Genomic DNA, 17,885 nt, shown 5'->3' with positions numbered 1-17,885 from the left:
CACTCTTTGCGGTTAATTTAAAAAACCAAGTATAATATTCTATATAGAAGAATCCATTTTACACAATCCTTCTCTTTCGGAACTTCAAGCCTTTTTTCATACCTTTGCACCATGATAAATCAAGATTCTATAGTAGCTCTAGCAACACCTTCTGGAGCTGGAGCAATAGCCATAATCCGTATTTCGGGTAGCGACGCCATTACAATTGGTAGCGGTGTTTTTCAATCTATTAAAAATAAAGATTTAACTAAACAGAAAACACATACCTTACATTTAGGTCATATCATAGATGGTTCAAAAACCCTTGATGAAGTTTTGGTTTCTGTATTTAAAGGACCAAATTCCTATACAGGAGAGAATACTATCGAAATATCATGTCACGGATCTACTTATATCCAACAACAAATAATTCAACTATTACTTCGTAAAGGTTGTCGAATGGCAGATCCTGGAGAATTTACACTTCGTGCATTCTTAAACGGAAAACTGGATTTATCACAAGCCGAAGCTGTAGCCGATTTAATCACATCTGATAATGAAGCATCACATCAAATCGCTATGCAACAAATGCGCGGTGGTTTTAGTAACGAAATAGCCAAACTACGTGAGGAATTATTAAATTTTGCTTCGCTTATAGAACTAGAATTAGACTTTGCCGAAGAAGATGTAGAATTTGCTGACAGAACACAATTTCATGAATTACTAAATCGTATCGAGTTTGTATTAAAACGTTTAATCGATTCATTTGCCGTTGGAAATGTAATTAAAAACGGAATTCCCGTTGCTATTGTTGGTGAACCAAATGTTGGAAAATCGACTTTATTAAATGCTTTACTAAACGAAGAACGCGCCATAGTTTCAGAAATTGCCGGAACAACTCGTGATACTATCGAAGATGAACTAGTTATTGGCGGAATCGGTTTCCGTTTTATAGACACAGCAGGAATTCGTGAAACTGTCGATTATGTAGAAAGCATCGGAATCAAGAAAACCTTCGAAAAAATAGAACAGGCACAAGTTGTTCTTTATTTATTTGATAGCTTAAAATTTAAAGCTCAAAGTTCTGAGTACATCATCGAAATAGAAAAAGTAAAAAACAAATATCCTTTAAAACCTCTACTTGTTGTAATTAACAAAGTAGATTTACTTACTAAAGAGGAAATTCAAAACATTCATAATCAACTTGAACCGTTAAACGTTACTCTTGAAACTATCTCGGCAAAAGAAAATATAGGTCTAGATGAATTAAAAAATCGCTTGCTTTCCTTTGTAAATACTGGAGCATTACGAAATAACGAAACTATTGTAACCAACACCAGACATTACGATTCTTTACTTAAAGCACTAGACGAAATACAAAAGGTAAAATACGGTCTCGAAACTAATCTCTCTAGCGACCTAATGGCTTTAGATATTCGTGAAGCTTTATACCAATTTGGGCTCATAACTGGTCAAGTATCAAATGATGAATTGCTTGGAAATATCTTTGCTAATTTTTGCATTGGGAAGTAATTTCTTACAAAAAAACATTTAATTAAGCCTCAATATCATGTATTGAGGCTTAACTATTTTTGATACATCCCCTTAACCTGTATCCAATGAAAGTAAATCATTTAAGTAAGAGAGGCAAAAAGTACAAAATTTCGATAAGTCTAAAAAAGAACAACAAAGCAAAATAAATCACAACATCGAATAATACAATTAGCTTAAGCTCTAATTAGGTTTTATAATCTTAGTGATACGTTTAATCCCCTTACATAGCCACCTAAACATTACCTAATTAAAAAAATAAGTAATTACTATAGGTATATAGTACTACATTTATCTATTTCTAAATCTATCTATAGCTTTTTGTTTTATACTACTCCAAAAACATATGAGTAATATGTGCTCACTAATTACTGTTTTGCTAATTTATAATGTATATACCCTAGAAGAGTACATGATTCCAAAAAATGGACACAGAGCCAAAAAGAAAGAGCTCAAATGCTCTTTGAGCTATATCCAGATATAAAAACAGCCTATAATCTAAATCAACAACTTCGAGGGATTTACAATAATCACAACGATAAACATATTGCTATGACCAAACTAGCACATTGGTATAGAAATGTAGAGGAATCAGGTTTTAAAAACTTCAATATTCTGCTCAATACCATAACTTCTAATTACCAGTCAATCTTAAACTATTTTGACAATAGAAGTACCAATGCTTCTGCCGAATCTTTTAATGCAAAAATAAAAGCATTTAGAAGCCAATTTAGAGGTGTAAGAAATATTGATTTCTTCTTATTCAGATTATCTAATCTTTTTGCTTAATCCCCAACTTTTGCACCTGATCCAGAAAAACGCAAAGGTTCGCAAAGCTATTGATTAAACTTTGTGAACCTTTGTGTAAGCCTTTGCGCTCTTTGCGGTATTTATTTTACCTAATTACTCTGATCTCTACAAATCCCAAAAAAATAAGCACAAAAAAAAATCCTCATCAAATAAATGATGAGGATTCTAAAGAAAGGCGACGACATACTCTCCCACATAACTGCAGTACCATCTGCGCAGGCGGGCTTAACTACTCTGTTCGGGATGGGAAGAGGTGAGCCCCGCCGCAATAACCACCTTAAGGTCGTTGTTACTTGAGGTAACTTTTTTAATTAATAATTAACAATTGATAATTCATAATTAAAAATAATATCTTAACACACTGAGATAAAGAAAAAAGTATTTTTTAGAAAGTTTCTCCCAGCCCCTTTGTTCCCCCTTCGGGGGTTAGGGGCTGGGAAAGCGTACATAAGCTTACGGATTATTAGTACTACTCGACTATGACATTACTGCCTTTACATCTATAGCCTATCAACGTGGTCATCTCCCACGATCCTTAAAAGAAATCTCATCTTGTGGTGGGTTTCGCGCTTATATGCTTTCAGCGCTTATCCCTTCCAAACGTAGCTACTCTGCGGTGCTCCTGGCGGAACAACAGATACACTAGAGGTTTGTCCAATTCGGTCCTCTCGTACTAGAATCAGATCCACTCAAATTTCTTGCGCCCACAGTAGATAGAGACCGAACTGTCTCACGACGTTCTGAACCCAGCTCGCGTGCCACTTTAATGGGCGAACAGCCCAACCCTTGGGACCTTCTCCAGCCCCAGGATGTGACGAGCCGACATCGAGGTGCCAAACCCCCCCGTCGATATGAGCTCTTGGGGGAGATCAGCCTGTTATCCCCGGCGTACCTTTTATCCTTTGAGCGATGGCCCTTCCATGCGGAACCACCGGATCACTATGCTCTACTTTCGTACCTGATCGACCTGTATGTCTCTCAGTCAAGCTCCCTTATGCCATTGCACTCTACGCACGGTTACCAAGCGTACTGAGGGAACCTTTAGAAGCCTCCGTTACTCTTTTGGAGGCGACCACCCCAGTCAAACTACCCACCAAGCAATGTCCCCCGCTTGAGCGGGGTTAGGCCTCAGATAAACAAAGGGTTGTATTTCAACAATGACTCCACAACGCCTAGCGACGCCACTTCACAGTCTCCAACCTATCCTACACATCATTTATCCAAGGTCAATACTAAGCTATAGTAAAGGTGCACAGGGTCTTTTCGTCCCACTGCGGGTAAGCGGCATCTTCACCGCTACTACAATTTCACCGAGCTCATGGCTGAGACAGTGTCCAGATCGTTACACCATTCGTGCAGGTCGGAACTTACCCGACAAGGAATTTCGCTACCTTAGGACCGTTATAGTTACGGCCGCCGTTTACTGGGGCTTCAATTCAATGCTTCTCCGAAGATAACATCTCCTCTTAACCTTCCAGCACCGGGCAGGTGTCAGGCCCTATACTTCATCTTACGATTTTGCAGAGCCCTGTGTTTTTGATAAACAGTCGCCTGGACCTCTTCACTGCGGCCAGCATTGCTGCTGGCGACCTTTCTCCCGAAGTTACAGGTCTATTTTGCCTAATTCCTTAGCCATGAATCTCTCGAGCACCTTAGGATTCTCTCCTCGACTACCTGTGTCGGTTTGCGGTACGGGTACTTATTACCTGAAGTTTAGAGGTTTTTCTTGGAAGCCCTTAGGCGCACTATCTCTTTGACCGAAGTCTCCGAGTACTATCGTATTTCCCCAAGCCGCGTGGATTTGCCTGCGCAGCTTATAGGTAGGTACTTCAACGAACTATTCCGTCAGTTCGCGGCGCTTTCATCACTCCGTCACCCCATCACAGTAATAAGTAGTACGGGAATATTAACCCGTGGTCCATCGACTGTCCCTTTCGGGTTCGCCTTAGGTCCCGACTAACCCACAGCTGATTAGCATAGCTGTGGAAACCTTAGTCTTTCGGTGTGCGGGTTTCTCGCCCGCATTATCGTTACTTATGCCTACATTTTCTTTTCTAACCAGTCCAGCATGCCTTACGACACACCTTCAACCCTGTTAGAATGCTCCCCTACCACTTTGACCTAAGTCAAAATCCATAGCTTCGGTAATATGTTTATGCCCGATTATTATCCATGCTCGTCCGCTCGACTAGTGAGCTGTTACGCACTCTTTAAATGAATGGCTGCTTCCAAGCCAACATCCTAGCTGTCTGGGCAGACAAACCTCGTTCTTTCAACTTAACATATATTTGGGGACCTTAGCTGATGGTCTGGGTTCTTTCCCTCTCGGACTTGGACCTTAGCACCCAAGCCCTCACTGTTGTGAAACATTATATAGCATTCGGAGTTTGTCAGGAATTGGTAGGCGGTGAAGCCCCCGCATCCAATCAGTAGCTCTACCTCTATATAACTTTATGCACAACGCTGCACCTAAATGCATTTCGGGGAGTACGAGCTATTTCCGAGTTTGATTGGCCTTTCACCCCTACCCACAGGTCATCCGAAGACTTTTCAACGTCAACCGGTTCGGTCCTCCACTGTGTGTTACCACAGCTTCAACCTGCCCATGGGTAGATCACACGGTTTCGCGTCTAACACTACTGACTAAAGCGCCCTATTCAGACTCGCTTTCGCTACGGATCCGTGGCTTAACCACTTATCCTTGCCAGCAACGTTAACTCGTAGGCTCATTATGCAAAAGGCACGCCGTCACCCCACGAAAGGGCTCCGACCGCTTGTAAGCGTATGGTTTCAGGATCTATTTCACTCCGTTATTCACGGTTCTTTTCACCTTTCCCTCACGGTACTGGTTCACTATCGGTCTCTCAGGAGTATTTAGCCTTAGCGGATGGTCCCGCCAAATTCAGACAGGGTTTCACGTGCCCCGCCCTACTCAGGATACCACTATCCTTTACACTCATTACCTATACGGGACTATCACCCTCTATGGTTCTACTTTCCAGTAGATTCTAATTCTTTGTGCAAGAAATGTCGTGGTCCTACAACCCCAATCTTGCCGTAACAACATTGGTTTGGGCTAATCCGCGTTCGCTCGCCACTACTTACGGAATCACTTTTGTTTTCTTCTCCTCCGCCTACTTAGATGTTTCAGTTCAGCGGGTTTGCCCACCTATCGGTGTACTATGTCTTCAACATAGTGGGTTGCCCCATTCAGGTATTTACGGATCAATTCGTGTGTGCCGATCCCCGTAACTTTTCGCAGCTTATCACGCCTTTCATCGCCTCTGAGAGCCAAGGCATCCCCCATACGCCCTTATTTTGCTTATTGTACCAGTCTTGATAAATCAAGACCGTTTTCTTTATCGTCTGTATCACTACTTTCAATAAAAAATGCTTTCTACTTTTTATTATTTTCTTATCTCAATATGTCAATGAACTTTATTATGCTTTAGGCTTTACGCTTTAGGCATTAAGCTTTTAGCCGATGGCTTATAGCTTTTTGTGGAGAATAACGGAGTCGAACCGTTGACCTCCTGCGTGCAAGGCAGGCGCTCTAGCCAGCTGAGCTAATCCCCCATTTTTCAATCTTAGATTGTAGAATTCAGATTTTAGACTTCTTAATTCTTATCTAATTTCTTTTGGTGAATTCCAACTTCTAGAATTTCCTTTTTTAAGCTTACAGTCTTTCTAATTAGAAATTGTCAATTATTAATTGTCAATTACTTTTTAAAAAGTAGTCCCGGGCAGACTCGAACTGCCGACCCCTACATTATCAGTGTAGTACTCTAACCAGCTGAGCTACGAGACTCTGTTTTACTTAATTGTATTATTTGAACTAACAGCAGAGTAATATAATCTTCAATTTAACCTATAGGTCAATTCGTCTTCTTTCCCTAACGTGCATTGCTGCTAACATATAGGGCTCTAGAAAGGAGGTGTTCCAGCCGCACCTTCCGGTACGGCTACCTTGTTACGACTTAGCCCTAGTTACCAGTTTTACCCTAGGCAGCTCCTTGCGGTCACCGACTTCAGGCACCCCCAGCTTCCATGGCTTGACGGGCGGTGTGTACAAGGCCCGGGAACGTATTCACCGGATCATGGCTGATATCCGATTACTAGCGATTCCAGCTTCACGGAGTCGAGTTGCAGACTCCGATCCGAACTGTGACCGGTTTTATAGATTCGCTCCTGGTCGCCCAGTGGCTGCTCTCTGTACCGGCCATTGTAGCACGTGTGTAGCCCAAGGCGTAAGGGCCGTGATGATTTGACGTCATCCCCACCTTCCTCACAGTTTGCACTGGCAGTCTTGTTAGAGTTCCCGACATGACTCGCTGGCAACTAACAACAGGGGTTGCGCTCGTTATAGGACTTAACCTGACACCTCACGGCACGAGCTGACGACAACCATGCAGCACCTTGTAAATTGTCTTGCGAAAGATCTGTTTCCAAATCGGTCAATCTACATTTAAGCCTTGGTAAGGTTCCTCGCGTATCATCGAATTAAACCACATGCTCCACCGCTTGTGCGGGCCCCCGTCAATTCCTTTGAGTTTCATTCTTGCGAACGTACTCCCCAGGTGGGATACTTATCACTTTCGCTTAGCCACTGAAATTGCTCCCAACAGCTAGTATCCATCGTTTACGGCGTGGACTACCAGGGTATCTAATCCTGTTCGCTACCCACGCTTTCGTCCATCAGCGTCAATCAATTAGTAGTAACCTGCCTTCGCAATTGGTATTCCATGTAATCTCTAAGCATTTCACCGCTACACTACATATTCTAGTTACTTCCTAATAATTCAAGTTTAACAGTATCAATGGCCGTTCCACCGTTGAGCGATGGGCTTTCACCACTGACTTATTAAACCGCCTACGGACCCTTTAAACCCAATGATTCCGGATAACGCTTGGATCCTCCGTATTACCGCGGCTGCTGGCACGGAGTTAGCCGATCCTTATTCTTACAGTACCGTCAAGGCTCTACACGTAGAACTGTTTCTTCCTGTACAAAAGCAGTTTACAATCCATAGGACCGTCATCCTGCACGCGGCATGGCTGGATCAGGCTTGCGCCCATTGTCCAATATTCCTCACTGCTGCCTCCCGTAGGAGTCTGGTCCGTGTCTCAGTACCAGTGTGGGGGATCTCCCTCTCAGGACCCCTACCCATCGTAGCCTTGGTAAGCCGTTACCTTACCAACTAGCTAATGGGACGCATGCTCATCTTTTACCGTTGTGACTTTAATAATTGCTCGATGCCGAGCTATTATACTATGAGGTATTAATCCAAATTTCTCTGGGCTATCCCTCTGTAAAAGGTAGATTGCATACGCGTTACGCACCCGTGCGCCGGTCTCTGCTCCCGAAGAAGCATACCCCTCGACTTGCATGTGTTAAGCCTGCCGCTAGCGTTCATCCTGAGCCAGGATCAAACTCTTCATCGTATATTTTAATATTATATTCGACTAATGATTCTATCGGTTTTATTCAAATCTCTCGATTCTATTACTCTTATTTTGTTGTTTTAAGATCTCTCTTAAAACGGCTGTCAATTCAATATGTCTAGGAACGTGTTCTTCTTTTTTTAATGTCGCTTGTTTCTCAAAGCGGGTGCAAAAGTAGAAAAGTCTTTTCTAACTGGCAAGAAATTTGTGAAGTTTTTTTTTAGAAAATTTTCGTTTCCGTTTTCTTCTTTCTTATCAATCTTTCAAGGAACTTTCCGTTGTTTTGCGGGGTGCAAATGTAACATCCGTTTTCCATTCTCACAAGCTTTTCGAAATCTTTTTTTTTTAGAATTTTATTTCTAATTCGATTCGTAATGCTTGCCAGTATTTAAAGGAACGTTTGTCGTTGTTGCGGGTGCAAAACTACCACCTTTATTCAGTTAAACAATACTTTTTATAGAGTATTTTTTGTTTATTTTTTAACACTCTGATAACAGTGTGTTTACAGGTGTTCTTTTTTCTTTATCTCTGTCTTTTTAAGACTCTCCCTCTAGGTTTTCCTTGTTTTTGCTGGGTTTTGCTAGGTTTCGCGCAAAGTCGCCAAGGCGCAAAGTCTCTTTCATTTTCTTTCTTATGGGGTTTTTGTTGTGTTCTGTATCTCCTAGCCCTGATAATAGCGGAAATCCTTAGCCTTTTTTCTTTAAAAAGGACAAGATTGAAGCGGATAGCAGGAAATAGCTCCTATATATTATAGCACAATCTTACTCCTATATATAAGGCCATAAAAAAACGGCTACTATATATAGTAGCCGCTTAAATATTTAAAACCCGAATTAACGAATCCTTTTTTTTTACTTCTTTAAAGGATAAGTATTATCAAGATGCACTCTTATTCTAGTTGGCGAAGTATAATCAAATGTTTTCGTAGCCGGTATATATGCTGGTATACCATGCGTTTCATTAATAAATTCCGTAGCAGGATCATCTACAGCCGCACCATTAAATGGATAATATCCATTACTTATAGTTTTATCCCCTATAACAGTATCTGGTCTTTTAGTTTCAAATTTAGTTGTATAACCATCCCCATCATCATCAACATCTAAGAAATCAGGAATCCCGTCTTTATCTGTATCATCTGGATTATCCCCTAGTTTCTGATTAGGATATTCTGTCGCATTACGCATATCTCTCATATACCCATCACCATCATCTTCTAGATATGACAAAATTCCATCCCCATCATGATCCAAACGCTGTAATGCATATAGCTTAAAGCTAAAAACTAAAGGAGAATAAGAAGGAATAGAACCACTACCACCAGCATAATACCCCAATCCTGAAGGCAAAAACATTACTCCTGCTCCAAAATCATTATACACTATAGCACCATTATTACCTGACCCCGAAGTACCAACTTTAAATTCTGGAAAAGTTTCCCCCCAGCCTTTAATCATTTGATACAAGTCATAAAAAGTTTGAGGAAACACTACTTCTTCAAACTGAGTAGCCGTAACAACCGAAGGATCTGTCGCTGTCGCACCAGCTTTTCTAAACAAATAAGTACCATTATAAGATGTCAAAACTCCATCTACATTACTTGGCGACTCACCAGTTCCTTCACGTAACACCAAATAATATAATTTATAATCTACATTATGCAAATTTACTGTCTTAACTTTTAAAGTCGGAAATGTTGGACTATTCAAATAAGACTTGATAGATTTTTGCTCATTTGGCTTTGTAATTAACTCAATTTTCACGTTTTGATCATCTGTCTGACCAGGATTATTGGTTACCGTAATAGTATTAGCTTCTAAATAATCCTCAATAACAGCAATGTCCGCATCATACTGTACTTGAAAATCTCTTAAGGGCTCTACGTCTGCAGAATCACTTTTTGAACATGAGAATATAACCAGTGTTGCAAATGTTAAAATAAAATAATACTTAAATTTATTCATTAATGTTGATTTTTAGGTGCGCAAGATACAATATTGATTTATTTTTGTAAAGAATTTAACTCTGAATTTAGAAAATTTATGCGAATAGATAAATACTTATGGTGTGTGCGTTACTACAAGACCCGAAATATGGTTACTGAGGCATGCAAGAAGAACCATATTACAGTGAACGGCCAAGTTGCAAAACCCTCTAAGGAAGTTTTTCCGACTGACAAAATTACGTTTCGTAAAGACCAGATTACTCAAATTATAACCGTCCTTGATATTCCTGAGAATAGAGTTGGCGCAAAACTTGTCGATATATATAGAAAAAACGAAACTCCCGCTGAAGCATATGCTCATTTGGAACTATTAAAACTATCCAAAGAACATTATCGAAAAAACGGAACTGGTAGACCTACTAAAAAGGATCGTAGGGATATTGACGAATTTGGAAATGACATTTCAGATGACGAGGGCGAGACCGAATAACATTCTAACCAGATTTCATATCTTACACACTTTACATTATTTTAAAAAACAACTACAATGAGCAAAAACATCATCTTAACAAATCAAGAGATTGAACATAAAATAAAACGAATTGCCTACCAGATATACGAAACCTTTGTAGACGATGAAGAAATCGTAATTGCAGGTATTACAGCCAACGGCTTCATCTTTGCTAAAAAAGTAGCAGTAGCCCTTGAAGCCATCTCCCCTATTAAAGTATCTCTTTGTGAAGTACAGATAAACAAACAGAAACCTGAATCTCCTATAAGCACTTCTCTAACCAAAGAACAATACGCCAACAAAGGCTTAGTACTTGTAGATGATGTATTGAATTCTGGCACTACTTTAATATATGCCGTTCGTCATTTTCTAGATGTTCCTTTAAAGAAATTCAAAACTGCCGTTCTAGTCGATAGAAATCACAAGAAATATCCCGTAAAAGCAGATTTTAAAGGAATATCTCTTTCGACTTCTTTATTAGAGCACGTACAAGTTGTATTTGATGACAATAATAATGATTATGCTTTCTTAAGCTAGAATCTCAAGTATATCCGAAACCGTTTCATCAATGGTCTTCTCATCTACACTTACTTTATACCTTGCCTGGTTGTAGTAAAAACTTCTTTCGAAAAGATGTGTAGCTATAAACTCCCTCATCTCTTCCTCATTTTTATCAGCAATAAGTGGGCGTTTACTTTTATTATGAAGTAAACGTCCATATAATGTATCGATAGACGCTTTTAAATAAATAGAATCTACCCCTTCTTTATTCAATAATTCATGGTTATTAGCATAACACGGAGTCCCTCCTCCTAAACCTATGATCATTTCTTCGGGTGATTGAAGCAATTCCTTGAATGTTTCATGCTCTAATTTTCTAAAATATATCTCTCCATTCTTATCAAAAATCTCATTTATGGTTAAATTAACCTTATTTTCGATGCATTTATCTAAATCTAGAAAAGGAATTTCTGTGGTTTTTGACAATTTTTGAGCAATTGTTGACTTGCCGCAACCCATATACCCTAATAACACTATTTTTTTCATACTAATAAAAGCTTATAAACTAAGACGTTGTAAATTTTTCTAAAAAAAAGACAAATTTATAATAAAAATGCTTGGAAACTTCAATAATAACTCCTTATATTTGCACCCGCATTCAAGGAAAGAATATGACTCGATAGCTCAGTTGGTAGAGCACATCACTTTTAATGATGGGGTCCTGGGTTCGAGCCCCAGTCGGGTCACAAAATTTGTGATTAAAAAAAATACTTTCCTTGATAGCAAGACTCGATAGCTCAGTTGGTAGAGCACATCACTTTTAATGATGGGGTCCTGGGTTCGAGCCCCAGTCGGGTCACAAATGGTCGAGTATTAACTTACTTGACCTTTTTTTTTGGCCACGTGGAGAAACGGTAGACTTGCCATCTTGAGGGGGTGGTGCTCGAAAGGGCGTGTGGGTTCAAATCCCACCGTGGTCACGACACAGTAAAGAAATTATAGACTCGATAGCTCAGTTGGTAGAGCACATCACTTTTAATGATGGGGTCCTGGGTTCGAGCCCCAGTCGGGTCACAAAAAGTCAGGTAATTATTTACTTAACTTTATTTACCACGTAGAGAGATGATAGACTAGTCATCTTGAGGAGTAATACTCAGAAAAGCGTGTGGGCGCAAATCCCACGATAGTCAGAATAAAAAAGAATGACTCGATAGCTCAGTTGGTAGAGCACATCACTTTTAATGATGGGGTCCTGGGTTCGAGCCCCAGTCGGGTCACAAAAGGTTAAGTAATTATTTTACTTATTTTTTACCACGCAGAGAGATGACAGACTAATCATCTTGAGGAGTAATACTCAGAAAAGCGTGTGGGTGCAAATCCCACGATAGTCAGAATAGGAAAAGAATGACTCGATAGCTCAGTTGGTAGAGCACATCACTTTTAATGATGGGGTCCTGGGTTCGAGCCCCAGTCGGGTCACAAAAGGTCGAGTAATTAATTTACTTGACCTTTTTTTTAGCCACGTAGAGAATTATTGACTTTTCATATTGAAAAGATGATGCTCGCAAGAGCATACAGGTTTAAATCTTACCGTGGTTACAATGAAAAGCGAAATATTATTTTTTTAGTATTTCGCTTTTTCTTTATAAAGTTATATACTAAAAGTCAAAATACAATAATCCTACTATTGTCATAAAATAAACAATCCCAAAACACGTTAAACATTTTAAAACCTACTAATTTATTTTTATATGAAACGATTATTACTTATTCTGTTATTTACTACTACAACTGCAAGCTGGTGTCAATCTGGAACTGATTACTTTGATCAGGCATTACGAAAAGCCGAAAGCGGTAATACTAAAGGCGCAATAGCCGATTACACTAAAGCAATTAAGCTGAGAGCCAACTTTGCCGAGGCTTACCAAAACAGAGGTGTTGCAAAACTAAAACTCAACGACACTAAAGGTGCTCTAGCCGATTTTAATAAAACAATCGAAATAGACAATATGAATGCAGATGCTTTTACTGGCAGAGCAAACGTAAACTACAAGTTAAACAACTTTAAAGCCGCTATTGAGGATTGTACTTCTGCTATTAATTTGAATCCTAAAGACTATGTTGCCTACAACCTCAGAGGCACCTTATACACACAGATTCAAGATAAAAAAAGTGCATGCAAGGATTTCTCTAAAGCAATAGAATTAGGAAGTAAAAGCGCCATTAAAAACAAAGCTACTTTCTGTAAATAAAAAACATTAAAAAAAGCCCCAACTATTCTTCCTTATAAAGTAATAGTTGGGGCTTTTTTGTATTCTAACTTATACTTACATTTGAGAAAATATCCGTCTAATCAATTTAATTTAATCTAAAACTTATTCGATATAACACCTATGTCAATTCTCAAAAAAATAAACGCACAGGCAGAAACCGACAAAAACTCAGGTTTTGGAACCAACTCTAATAGTTACGGAGGACGCTTTGTAAATAAAAATGGAACTCCTAATGTTGAAAAAACAGGAATGCACTTATTACGTCGCATTAGCTGGTATCACACAATGATTGATATGCCTACCTGGAAATTCATGCTTGTTCTATTCTCCTTTTATATCGCCATCAATTTCATTTTTGCCATTCTTTATTTCGGTATTGGTATTGAGCATCTAGATGGAATAGTAGCTTCTCAAAGCGAATGGTCAAAATTTGGTCAGGCTTATTTCTTTAGCGCTCAAACTTTCACAACCGTAGGTTACGGACATATTAGCCCCACCGGTTTCCTAACAAGTGCTTTATCTGCAGCCGAAGCTTTAATAGGATTACTAAGTTTTGCTATTGCAACTGGTTTATTCTTCGGGAGATTTAGCCGTCCAACGGCATTTCTTAAATTCTCTCATAATGCATTAATTAGTCCTTACCAAAATGACAAGGCTTTAATGATTCGTCTTGTTCCTTTTAAAAACACAAATTTCACCGATGCTGAAGCAAAAATCACTTTAGGAATGAGTATTGAAGAAAATGGTGTAATGACAAATAAGTTCTATTCGTTAGACTTAGAGCTACACAAAATTAATGCACTTACATTAAGCTGGACATTAGTACATCCTATAACCGACAAAAGTCCGCTGTATAAATTCACTAAAGAAGACTTCGCCTCTATTCATGGAGAAATTCTGGTATTCATTAAAACCTTTGATGATATGTACAGTAATACTGTTGCAGCAAGAACTTCTTACACCTTCAAAGAGGTATTATACGGTGCGAAATTTGAACCAATGTACAACAGAAGTAAAGATGCCTCTAAAACTGTACTACATTTAGATAAGCTAAACTCTCATCAAGCTGTCAATTTTAAACAAAGCTAAATCGATAAATTCCTTGTTTTTACAATTTTTCTAGAAATTAAGTTACATTTGTTTATCAAATATTAATAAATGATAAACAATATAAAAAGTGTTTTTAGCATAAAAGACCTTGAAAATCTTTCTGGCATTAAAGCACACACCATTCGTATTTGGGAAAAGAGATACAATATCCTTGAGCCAATGCGTACTGACACCAACATTCGAACCTATGATTTAGCTAGTTTACAAAAACTATTAAACATTACGCTACTACATGAATATGGTTATAAGATTTCGAAAATAGCTACTTATCCACAAGAAAAGATTCCACAATTAGTCAGGGAAATCATTTCTAGTAAAAACGCAAAAAATCACGCCATCAGTTCTTTTAAAATGGCAATGATGAATTTTGATCAGGAATTATTCTTCAACACTTTTAATTGGCTTACCGCCGAAAAGTCTTTTAAGGAAGTCTTTCACCAAGTGTTTATTCCTTTATTGAATGAATTGGGTTTATTATGGCAATCTGAAACCATAACTCCTGCCCACGAACATTTTGTAAGTTATCTAATTAAGCAGAAACTTTACATTAATACGGAGAAGCTTCAGGTTCTGAAACCAACAAAAACAGATAAAATTTTTGTTCTTTCTTTACCAATGAATGAAATTCATGAACTTGGATTAATGTACATTCAATACGAAATATTACTGCAAGGTTATAAAACTATTTATTTAGGCGAAAGCATGCCTATTGAAAACCTAAAAGAACTCAACAATCATTTTGACAATATTACTTATGTTTCTTATCTCACTATTCAGCCGGACCGCAGTATAGTTAATCAATATGTAGCCAATATGAGTTCTGAGCTTTTAAACAATTCTAATGAAATATGGCTAATTGGAAAATTGGTTGAGCACATTGAAACTGAAAATCTAGACCCAAAAGTACACATTTTTAACTCCATCGAAGAATTAGTGAGTCAGATATAATTATTTTGTTTAATTATTTTGTAGTTTTGTTAAACAAATGAAAAAAACAATCTCAATTATAGGTTCTGGCTTTTCGGCTTTATCAGCTTCATGCTATTTAGCCAAGGAAGGTCATGACGTAACTATCTACGAAAAAAATGCAACTATTGGTGGCAGAGCCAGACAATTAAAAAGTAATGGTTTTACATTCGATATGGGACCGAGCTGGTATTGGATGCCTGATGTATTCGAAAATTTCTTCAAGGATTTTGATAAAAAGACTACGGATTACTATGAGTTAATTAAACTTAATCCTGCTTATCGTGTGTATTTTGGGATTAATGAATTCATAACCATCACCGATAATCTAGAAGAAATTGCCAAAACTTTTGACGCTATCGAAAAAGGTAGCGGTAAAAAACTTGTTGATTATATCTCTCAAGCTAAAAGCAATTATGATATTGCCATAAAAAAATTAGTATATCGTCCAGGGGTTTCTGCTTTAGAATTGATTACTCTTGAAACTACTCAAAAATTAAATCAGTTTTTTGGAACGGTAAGTAAAGATATACGCAAGAAGTTTAAAGACGAAAGGTTAATTCAGATTCTAGAATTTCCTGTTTTGTTCCTTGGTGCAAAACCATCTAAAACGCCTTCTTTTTATAATTTCATGAATTATGCCGATTTCGGAATGGGAACTTGGCATCCTAAAACAGGGATGTTTGATGTTGTTCGTGGCATCGAAAGTCTAGCAAAAGAACTTGGTGTTACTTTTAAAACCAACTCTAGTATTGATAAAATCATTGTTCAAAACAATATTGCCACTTCATTAATCATAAATGATGAAATTATTACTTCGGATATAGTTTTAAGTGGTGCCGATTATCAACATACCGAAACCTTATTATCTAAAGAATATCGGGTTTACTCTGACGAATATTGGGAAAGTCGCATTTTTGCTCCTTCCTCTCTCCTTTTTTATGTGGGGTTCGACAAAAAAATACAATCCATTTCTCATCATGCTTTATTCTTTGATGTAGATTTCGAACAACATGCAATGGATATTTATGATGACCCTAAGTGGCCTGAAGCTCCTTTGTTCTATGCAAACTTTCCATCGGTAACTGATAAAACAACTGCTCCTGAAGGAATGGAAACTGGTTTTTTCCTAATTCCTCTAGCTCCGGGAATAGAAGATACTGAAGTTCTTCGCGAAGAATATTTTGATAAGATAATTTCCCGTTTTGAAAGTGTCACGCAACAATCGATTAAAAATAATATTATATTTAAGAAGTCTTTTTGCAAAAATGACTTTATAGAAGATTACAATGCGTATAAAGGTAATGCATACGGAATGGCAAATACTTTATTACAAACTGCATTTTTAAGGCCTAAATTAAAAAGTAAGAAAGTAAAAAACTTATACTTCACGGGACAGTTAACTGTTCCTGGTCCTGGCGTTCCTCCTGCTTTAATTTCAGGAAAATTAGTATCTGAATTAATAAACAAATCCTTTTCATAATAAAAAACATGAAACAGTTATTTGATAATGTCTCGTTTAAATGTAGTAAGCTTGTTACTCAAAGCTATAGTACTTCTTTTTCTTTGGCTGTATATATGCTTGCCCCAAGTATAAGGGATGCAATTTATAGTATCTATGGTTTTGTACGTTTTGCCGATGAAATTGTAGATTCTTTTCATGGTTTTGATAAAAACTATCTAATTGATGATTTTGAAAAAGAATATTATAAAGCTATAGAAGCTGGCATAAGCCTTAATCCTATTATAAACTCTTTTCAGCAAACTGTAAAACAATACAACATTACAGATGATTTAGTCCAGTCTTTTTTAAAAAGTATGAAACTAGATTTAATCAAATCCGACTATCATAATAAGGAAGAAATTGAGGATTACATCTATGGTTCTGCAGATGTTGTGGGTTTAATGTGTCTTAAAGTTTTTGTTGCAGGTAATGATTCTAAATACGAAAAGCTAAAAATGGAAGCAATGCGATTGGGCTCTGCTTTCCAAAAGGTGAATTTTTTACGTGATTTAAAAGATGATAATCTAATCTTAAACCGAAACTATTTTCCTGGAATTGATTTAAGCTCTTTTGATGAAAATGCTAAAAACAAAATCATCAAAGAAATCGAAGATGATTTTAAAGTTGCGTATCAAGGAATTATAAAACTTCCTGTCGAAGCTAAGTTTGGGGTTTATACCGCCTACATCTATTATAAAAAACTTTTAAAGAAACTAGAAAATACTCCTTGTCATGAAATAGGCAACGAAAGAATTCGGGTTTCTAATTATTCTAAAGCTGGATTACTGGCCAAATCTTTTGTTTCTTATAAACTGAGAATCGTCTAATTTTTAATAAAAACAAAACAATGATTTTCTTTTTAATTTTTATAGGTACGTTTCTTTTTATGGAATGTGTTACTTGGTGTACTCATAAATTTGTCATGCACGGCTTTATGTGGTATTTTCACTCTGATCATCACCAGCCTAAATACACTAATGTGTTTGAACGAAATGATATTTTCTTTGTGATTTTTGCAATTCCAAGTATTCTACTTTTCTATTTTGGAACAATCGACGGCATAAATTACTTATTTTTTATCGGGTCGGGATTAACTTTTTATGGCTTTTGCTACTTCATGGTTCACGATGTATTAATTCATCAACGTTTTAAATGGTTTAAAAACACCAAAAACAAATATCTTATCGGGTTAAGAAAAGCCCATAAAGTACATCATAAACATTTAGGCAAAGAACATGGTGAATGCTTCGGAATGTTGTTTGTTCCTTTTAAGTACTACAAAATATAATAAGT

The 17,885-nt window shown here is 37.6% G+C and carries 11 protein-coding genes, 8 tRNA genes, 3 rRNA genes and 1 pseudogene; 16 read left to right on the top strand and 7 right to left on the bottom strand.

Annotation, left to right across the window (positions count from 1 at the left end; all coding sequences use genetic code 11):
- The first annotated feature begins 111 nt into the window (after nt 1-111).
- A complete protein-coding gene (mnmE, locus tag AC3IPI_RS10670) occupies nt 112-1,512 on the top strand; it encodes a tRNA uridine-5-carboxymethylaminomethyl(34) synthesis GTPase MnmE (RefSeq protein WP_489158951.1) in 1,401 nt (466 codons plus the stop codon).
- 444 nt (nt 1,513-1,956) lie between these two features.
- A pseudogene (locus AC3IPI_RS10665) lies at nt 1,957-2,319 on the top strand (ISL3 family transposase); the annotation flags it as partial.
- A 191-nt stretch (nt 2,320-2,510) separates the two neighbouring features.
- Here AC3IPI_RS10665 and rrf read toward each other — a convergent pair.
- From rrf to bamM, 6 genes are all read right to left on the bottom strand, one after another.
- Nucleotides 2,511-2,620 (bottom strand): 5S ribosomal RNA (gene rrf / locus AC3IPI_RS10660).
- Nucleotides 2,621-2,783: 163 nt separating this feature from the next.
- A 23S ribosomal RNA gene (locus AC3IPI_RS10655) occupies nt 2,784-5,668 on the bottom strand.
- Between the two features lie 174 nt (nt 5,669-5,842).
- Nucleotides 5,843-5,916, bottom strand: a tRNA-Ala gene (locus tag AC3IPI_RS10650).
- 158 nt (nt 5,917-6,074) lie between these two features.
- Nucleotides 6,075-6,148: transfer RNA gene (locus AC3IPI_RS10645), tRNA-Ile, on the bottom strand.
- Between the two features lie 120 nt (nt 6,149-6,268).
- Nucleotides 6,269-7,782, bottom strand: a 16S ribosomal RNA gene (locus tag AC3IPI_RS10640).
- Together the 16S, 23S and 5S rRNA genes with 2 tRNA genes alongside form the textbook arrangement of a ribosomal RNA operon.
- 851 nt (nt 7,783-8,633) lie before the next feature.
- On the bottom strand, nt 8,634-9,746 hold the full coding sequence (gene bamM, locus AC3IPI_RS10635) for a BamM family beta-barrel-assembly machinery protein (protein ID WP_489158949.1): 1,113 nt from the start codon (nt 9,744-9,746) through the stop codon (nt 8,634-8,636).
- 78 nt (nt 9,747-9,824) lie between these two features.
- On the opposite strand from bamM, the gene AC3IPI_RS10630 reads away from it, so the two are divergent.
- On the top strand, nt 9,825-10,217 hold the full coding sequence (locus tag AC3IPI_RS10630) for an RNA-binding S4 domain-containing protein (protein WP_489158947.1): 393 nt from the start codon (nt 9,825-9,827) through the stop codon (nt 10,215-10,217).
- A gap of 57 nt (nt 10,218-10,274) precedes the next feature.
- Complete coding sequence (locus AC3IPI_RS10625; protein WP_323489637.1) at nt 10,275-10,775, top strand: phosphoribosyltransferase domain-containing protein; 501 nt, start codon at nt 10,275-10,277, stop codon at nt 10,773-10,775.
- Here AC3IPI_RS10625 and AC3IPI_RS10620 read toward each other — a convergent pair.
- On the bottom strand, nt 10,767-11,285 hold the full coding sequence (locus AC3IPI_RS10620) for a shikimate kinase (RefSeq protein ID WP_489158945.1): 519 nt from the start codon (nt 11,283-11,285) through the stop codon (nt 10,767-10,769). The two genes, AC3IPI_RS10625 and AC3IPI_RS10620, sit on opposite strands and share 9 nt — an antisense overlap.
- Before the next feature lie 127 nt (nt 11,286-11,412).
- On the opposite strand from AC3IPI_RS10620, the gene AC3IPI_RS10615 reads away from it, so the two are divergent.
- The 12 genes from AC3IPI_RS10615 (at nt 11,413) to AC3IPI_RS10560 (ending at nt 17,880) form a co-directional block, all read left to right on the top strand.
- A tRNA-Lys gene (locus tag AC3IPI_RS10615) sits at nt 11,413-11,485 on the top strand.
- Nucleotides 11,486-11,525: 40 nt separating this feature from the next.
- Nucleotides 11,526-11,598, top strand: a tRNA-Lys gene (locus tag AC3IPI_RS10610).
- Between the two features lie 38 nt (nt 11,599-11,636).
- Nucleotides 11,637-11,719: transfer RNA gene (locus tag AC3IPI_RS10605), tRNA-Leu, on the top strand.
- Between the two features lie 21 nt (nt 11,720-11,740).
- Nucleotides 11,741-11,813 (top strand) — tRNA-Lys (locus AC3IPI_RS10600).
- A 130-nt stretch (nt 11,814-11,943) separates the two neighbouring features.
- Nucleotides 11,944-12,016, top strand: a tRNA-Lys gene (locus tag AC3IPI_RS10595).
- Nucleotides 12,017-12,145: 129 nt separating this feature from the next.
- Nucleotides 12,146-12,218: transfer RNA gene (locus tag AC3IPI_RS10590), tRNA-Lys, on the top strand.
- 272 nt (nt 12,219-12,490) lie between these two features.
- Entirely contained in the window at nt 12,491-12,991 is a 501-nt protein-coding gene (locus AC3IPI_RS10585; RefSeq protein ID WP_039112190.1) for a tetratricopeptide repeat protein, read from the top strand.
- Nucleotides 12,992-13,132: 141 nt separating this feature from the next.
- Nucleotides 13,133-14,101 (top strand): ion channel, encoded by a 969-nt coding sequence (locus tag AC3IPI_RS10580; protein WP_489158942.1) that lies wholly within the window; start codon nt 13,133-13,135, stop codon nt 14,099-14,101.
- Nucleotides 14,102-14,170: 69 nt separating this feature from the next.
- Nucleotides 14,171-15,070 (top strand): MerR family transcriptional regulator, encoded by a 900-nt coding sequence (locus AC3IPI_RS10575; RefSeq protein WP_489158940.1) that lies wholly within the window; start codon nt 14,171-14,173, stop codon nt 15,068-15,070.
- A 37-nt stretch (nt 15,071-15,107) separates the two neighbouring features.
- On the top strand, nt 15,108-16,571 hold the full coding sequence (locus AC3IPI_RS10570) for a phytoene desaturase family protein (protein ID WP_489158938.1): 1,464 nt from the start codon (nt 15,108-15,110) through the stop codon (nt 16,569-16,571).
- 8 nt (nt 16,572-16,579) lie between these two features.
- A complete protein-coding gene (locus tag AC3IPI_RS10565; protein ID WP_489158936.1) occupies nt 16,580-17,419 on the top strand; it encodes a phytoene/squalene synthase family protein in 840 nt (279 codons plus the stop codon).
- Between the two features lie 20 nt (nt 17,420-17,439).
- Nucleotides 17,440-17,880, top strand: coding sequence for a sterol desaturase family protein (locus AC3IPI_RS10560; protein WP_489158934.1), 441 nt, complete (start codon nt 17,440-17,442; stop codon nt 17,878-17,880).
- The last annotated feature ends 5 nt before the right edge of the window (nt 17,881-17,885 follow it).

The sequence above is a fragment of the Flavobacterium sp. GL_143 genome, assembly GCF_057834355.1.
Note: the sequence above shows the minus strand (reverse complement) of the source record. Positions and strands in the feature narration are given on the sequence as shown.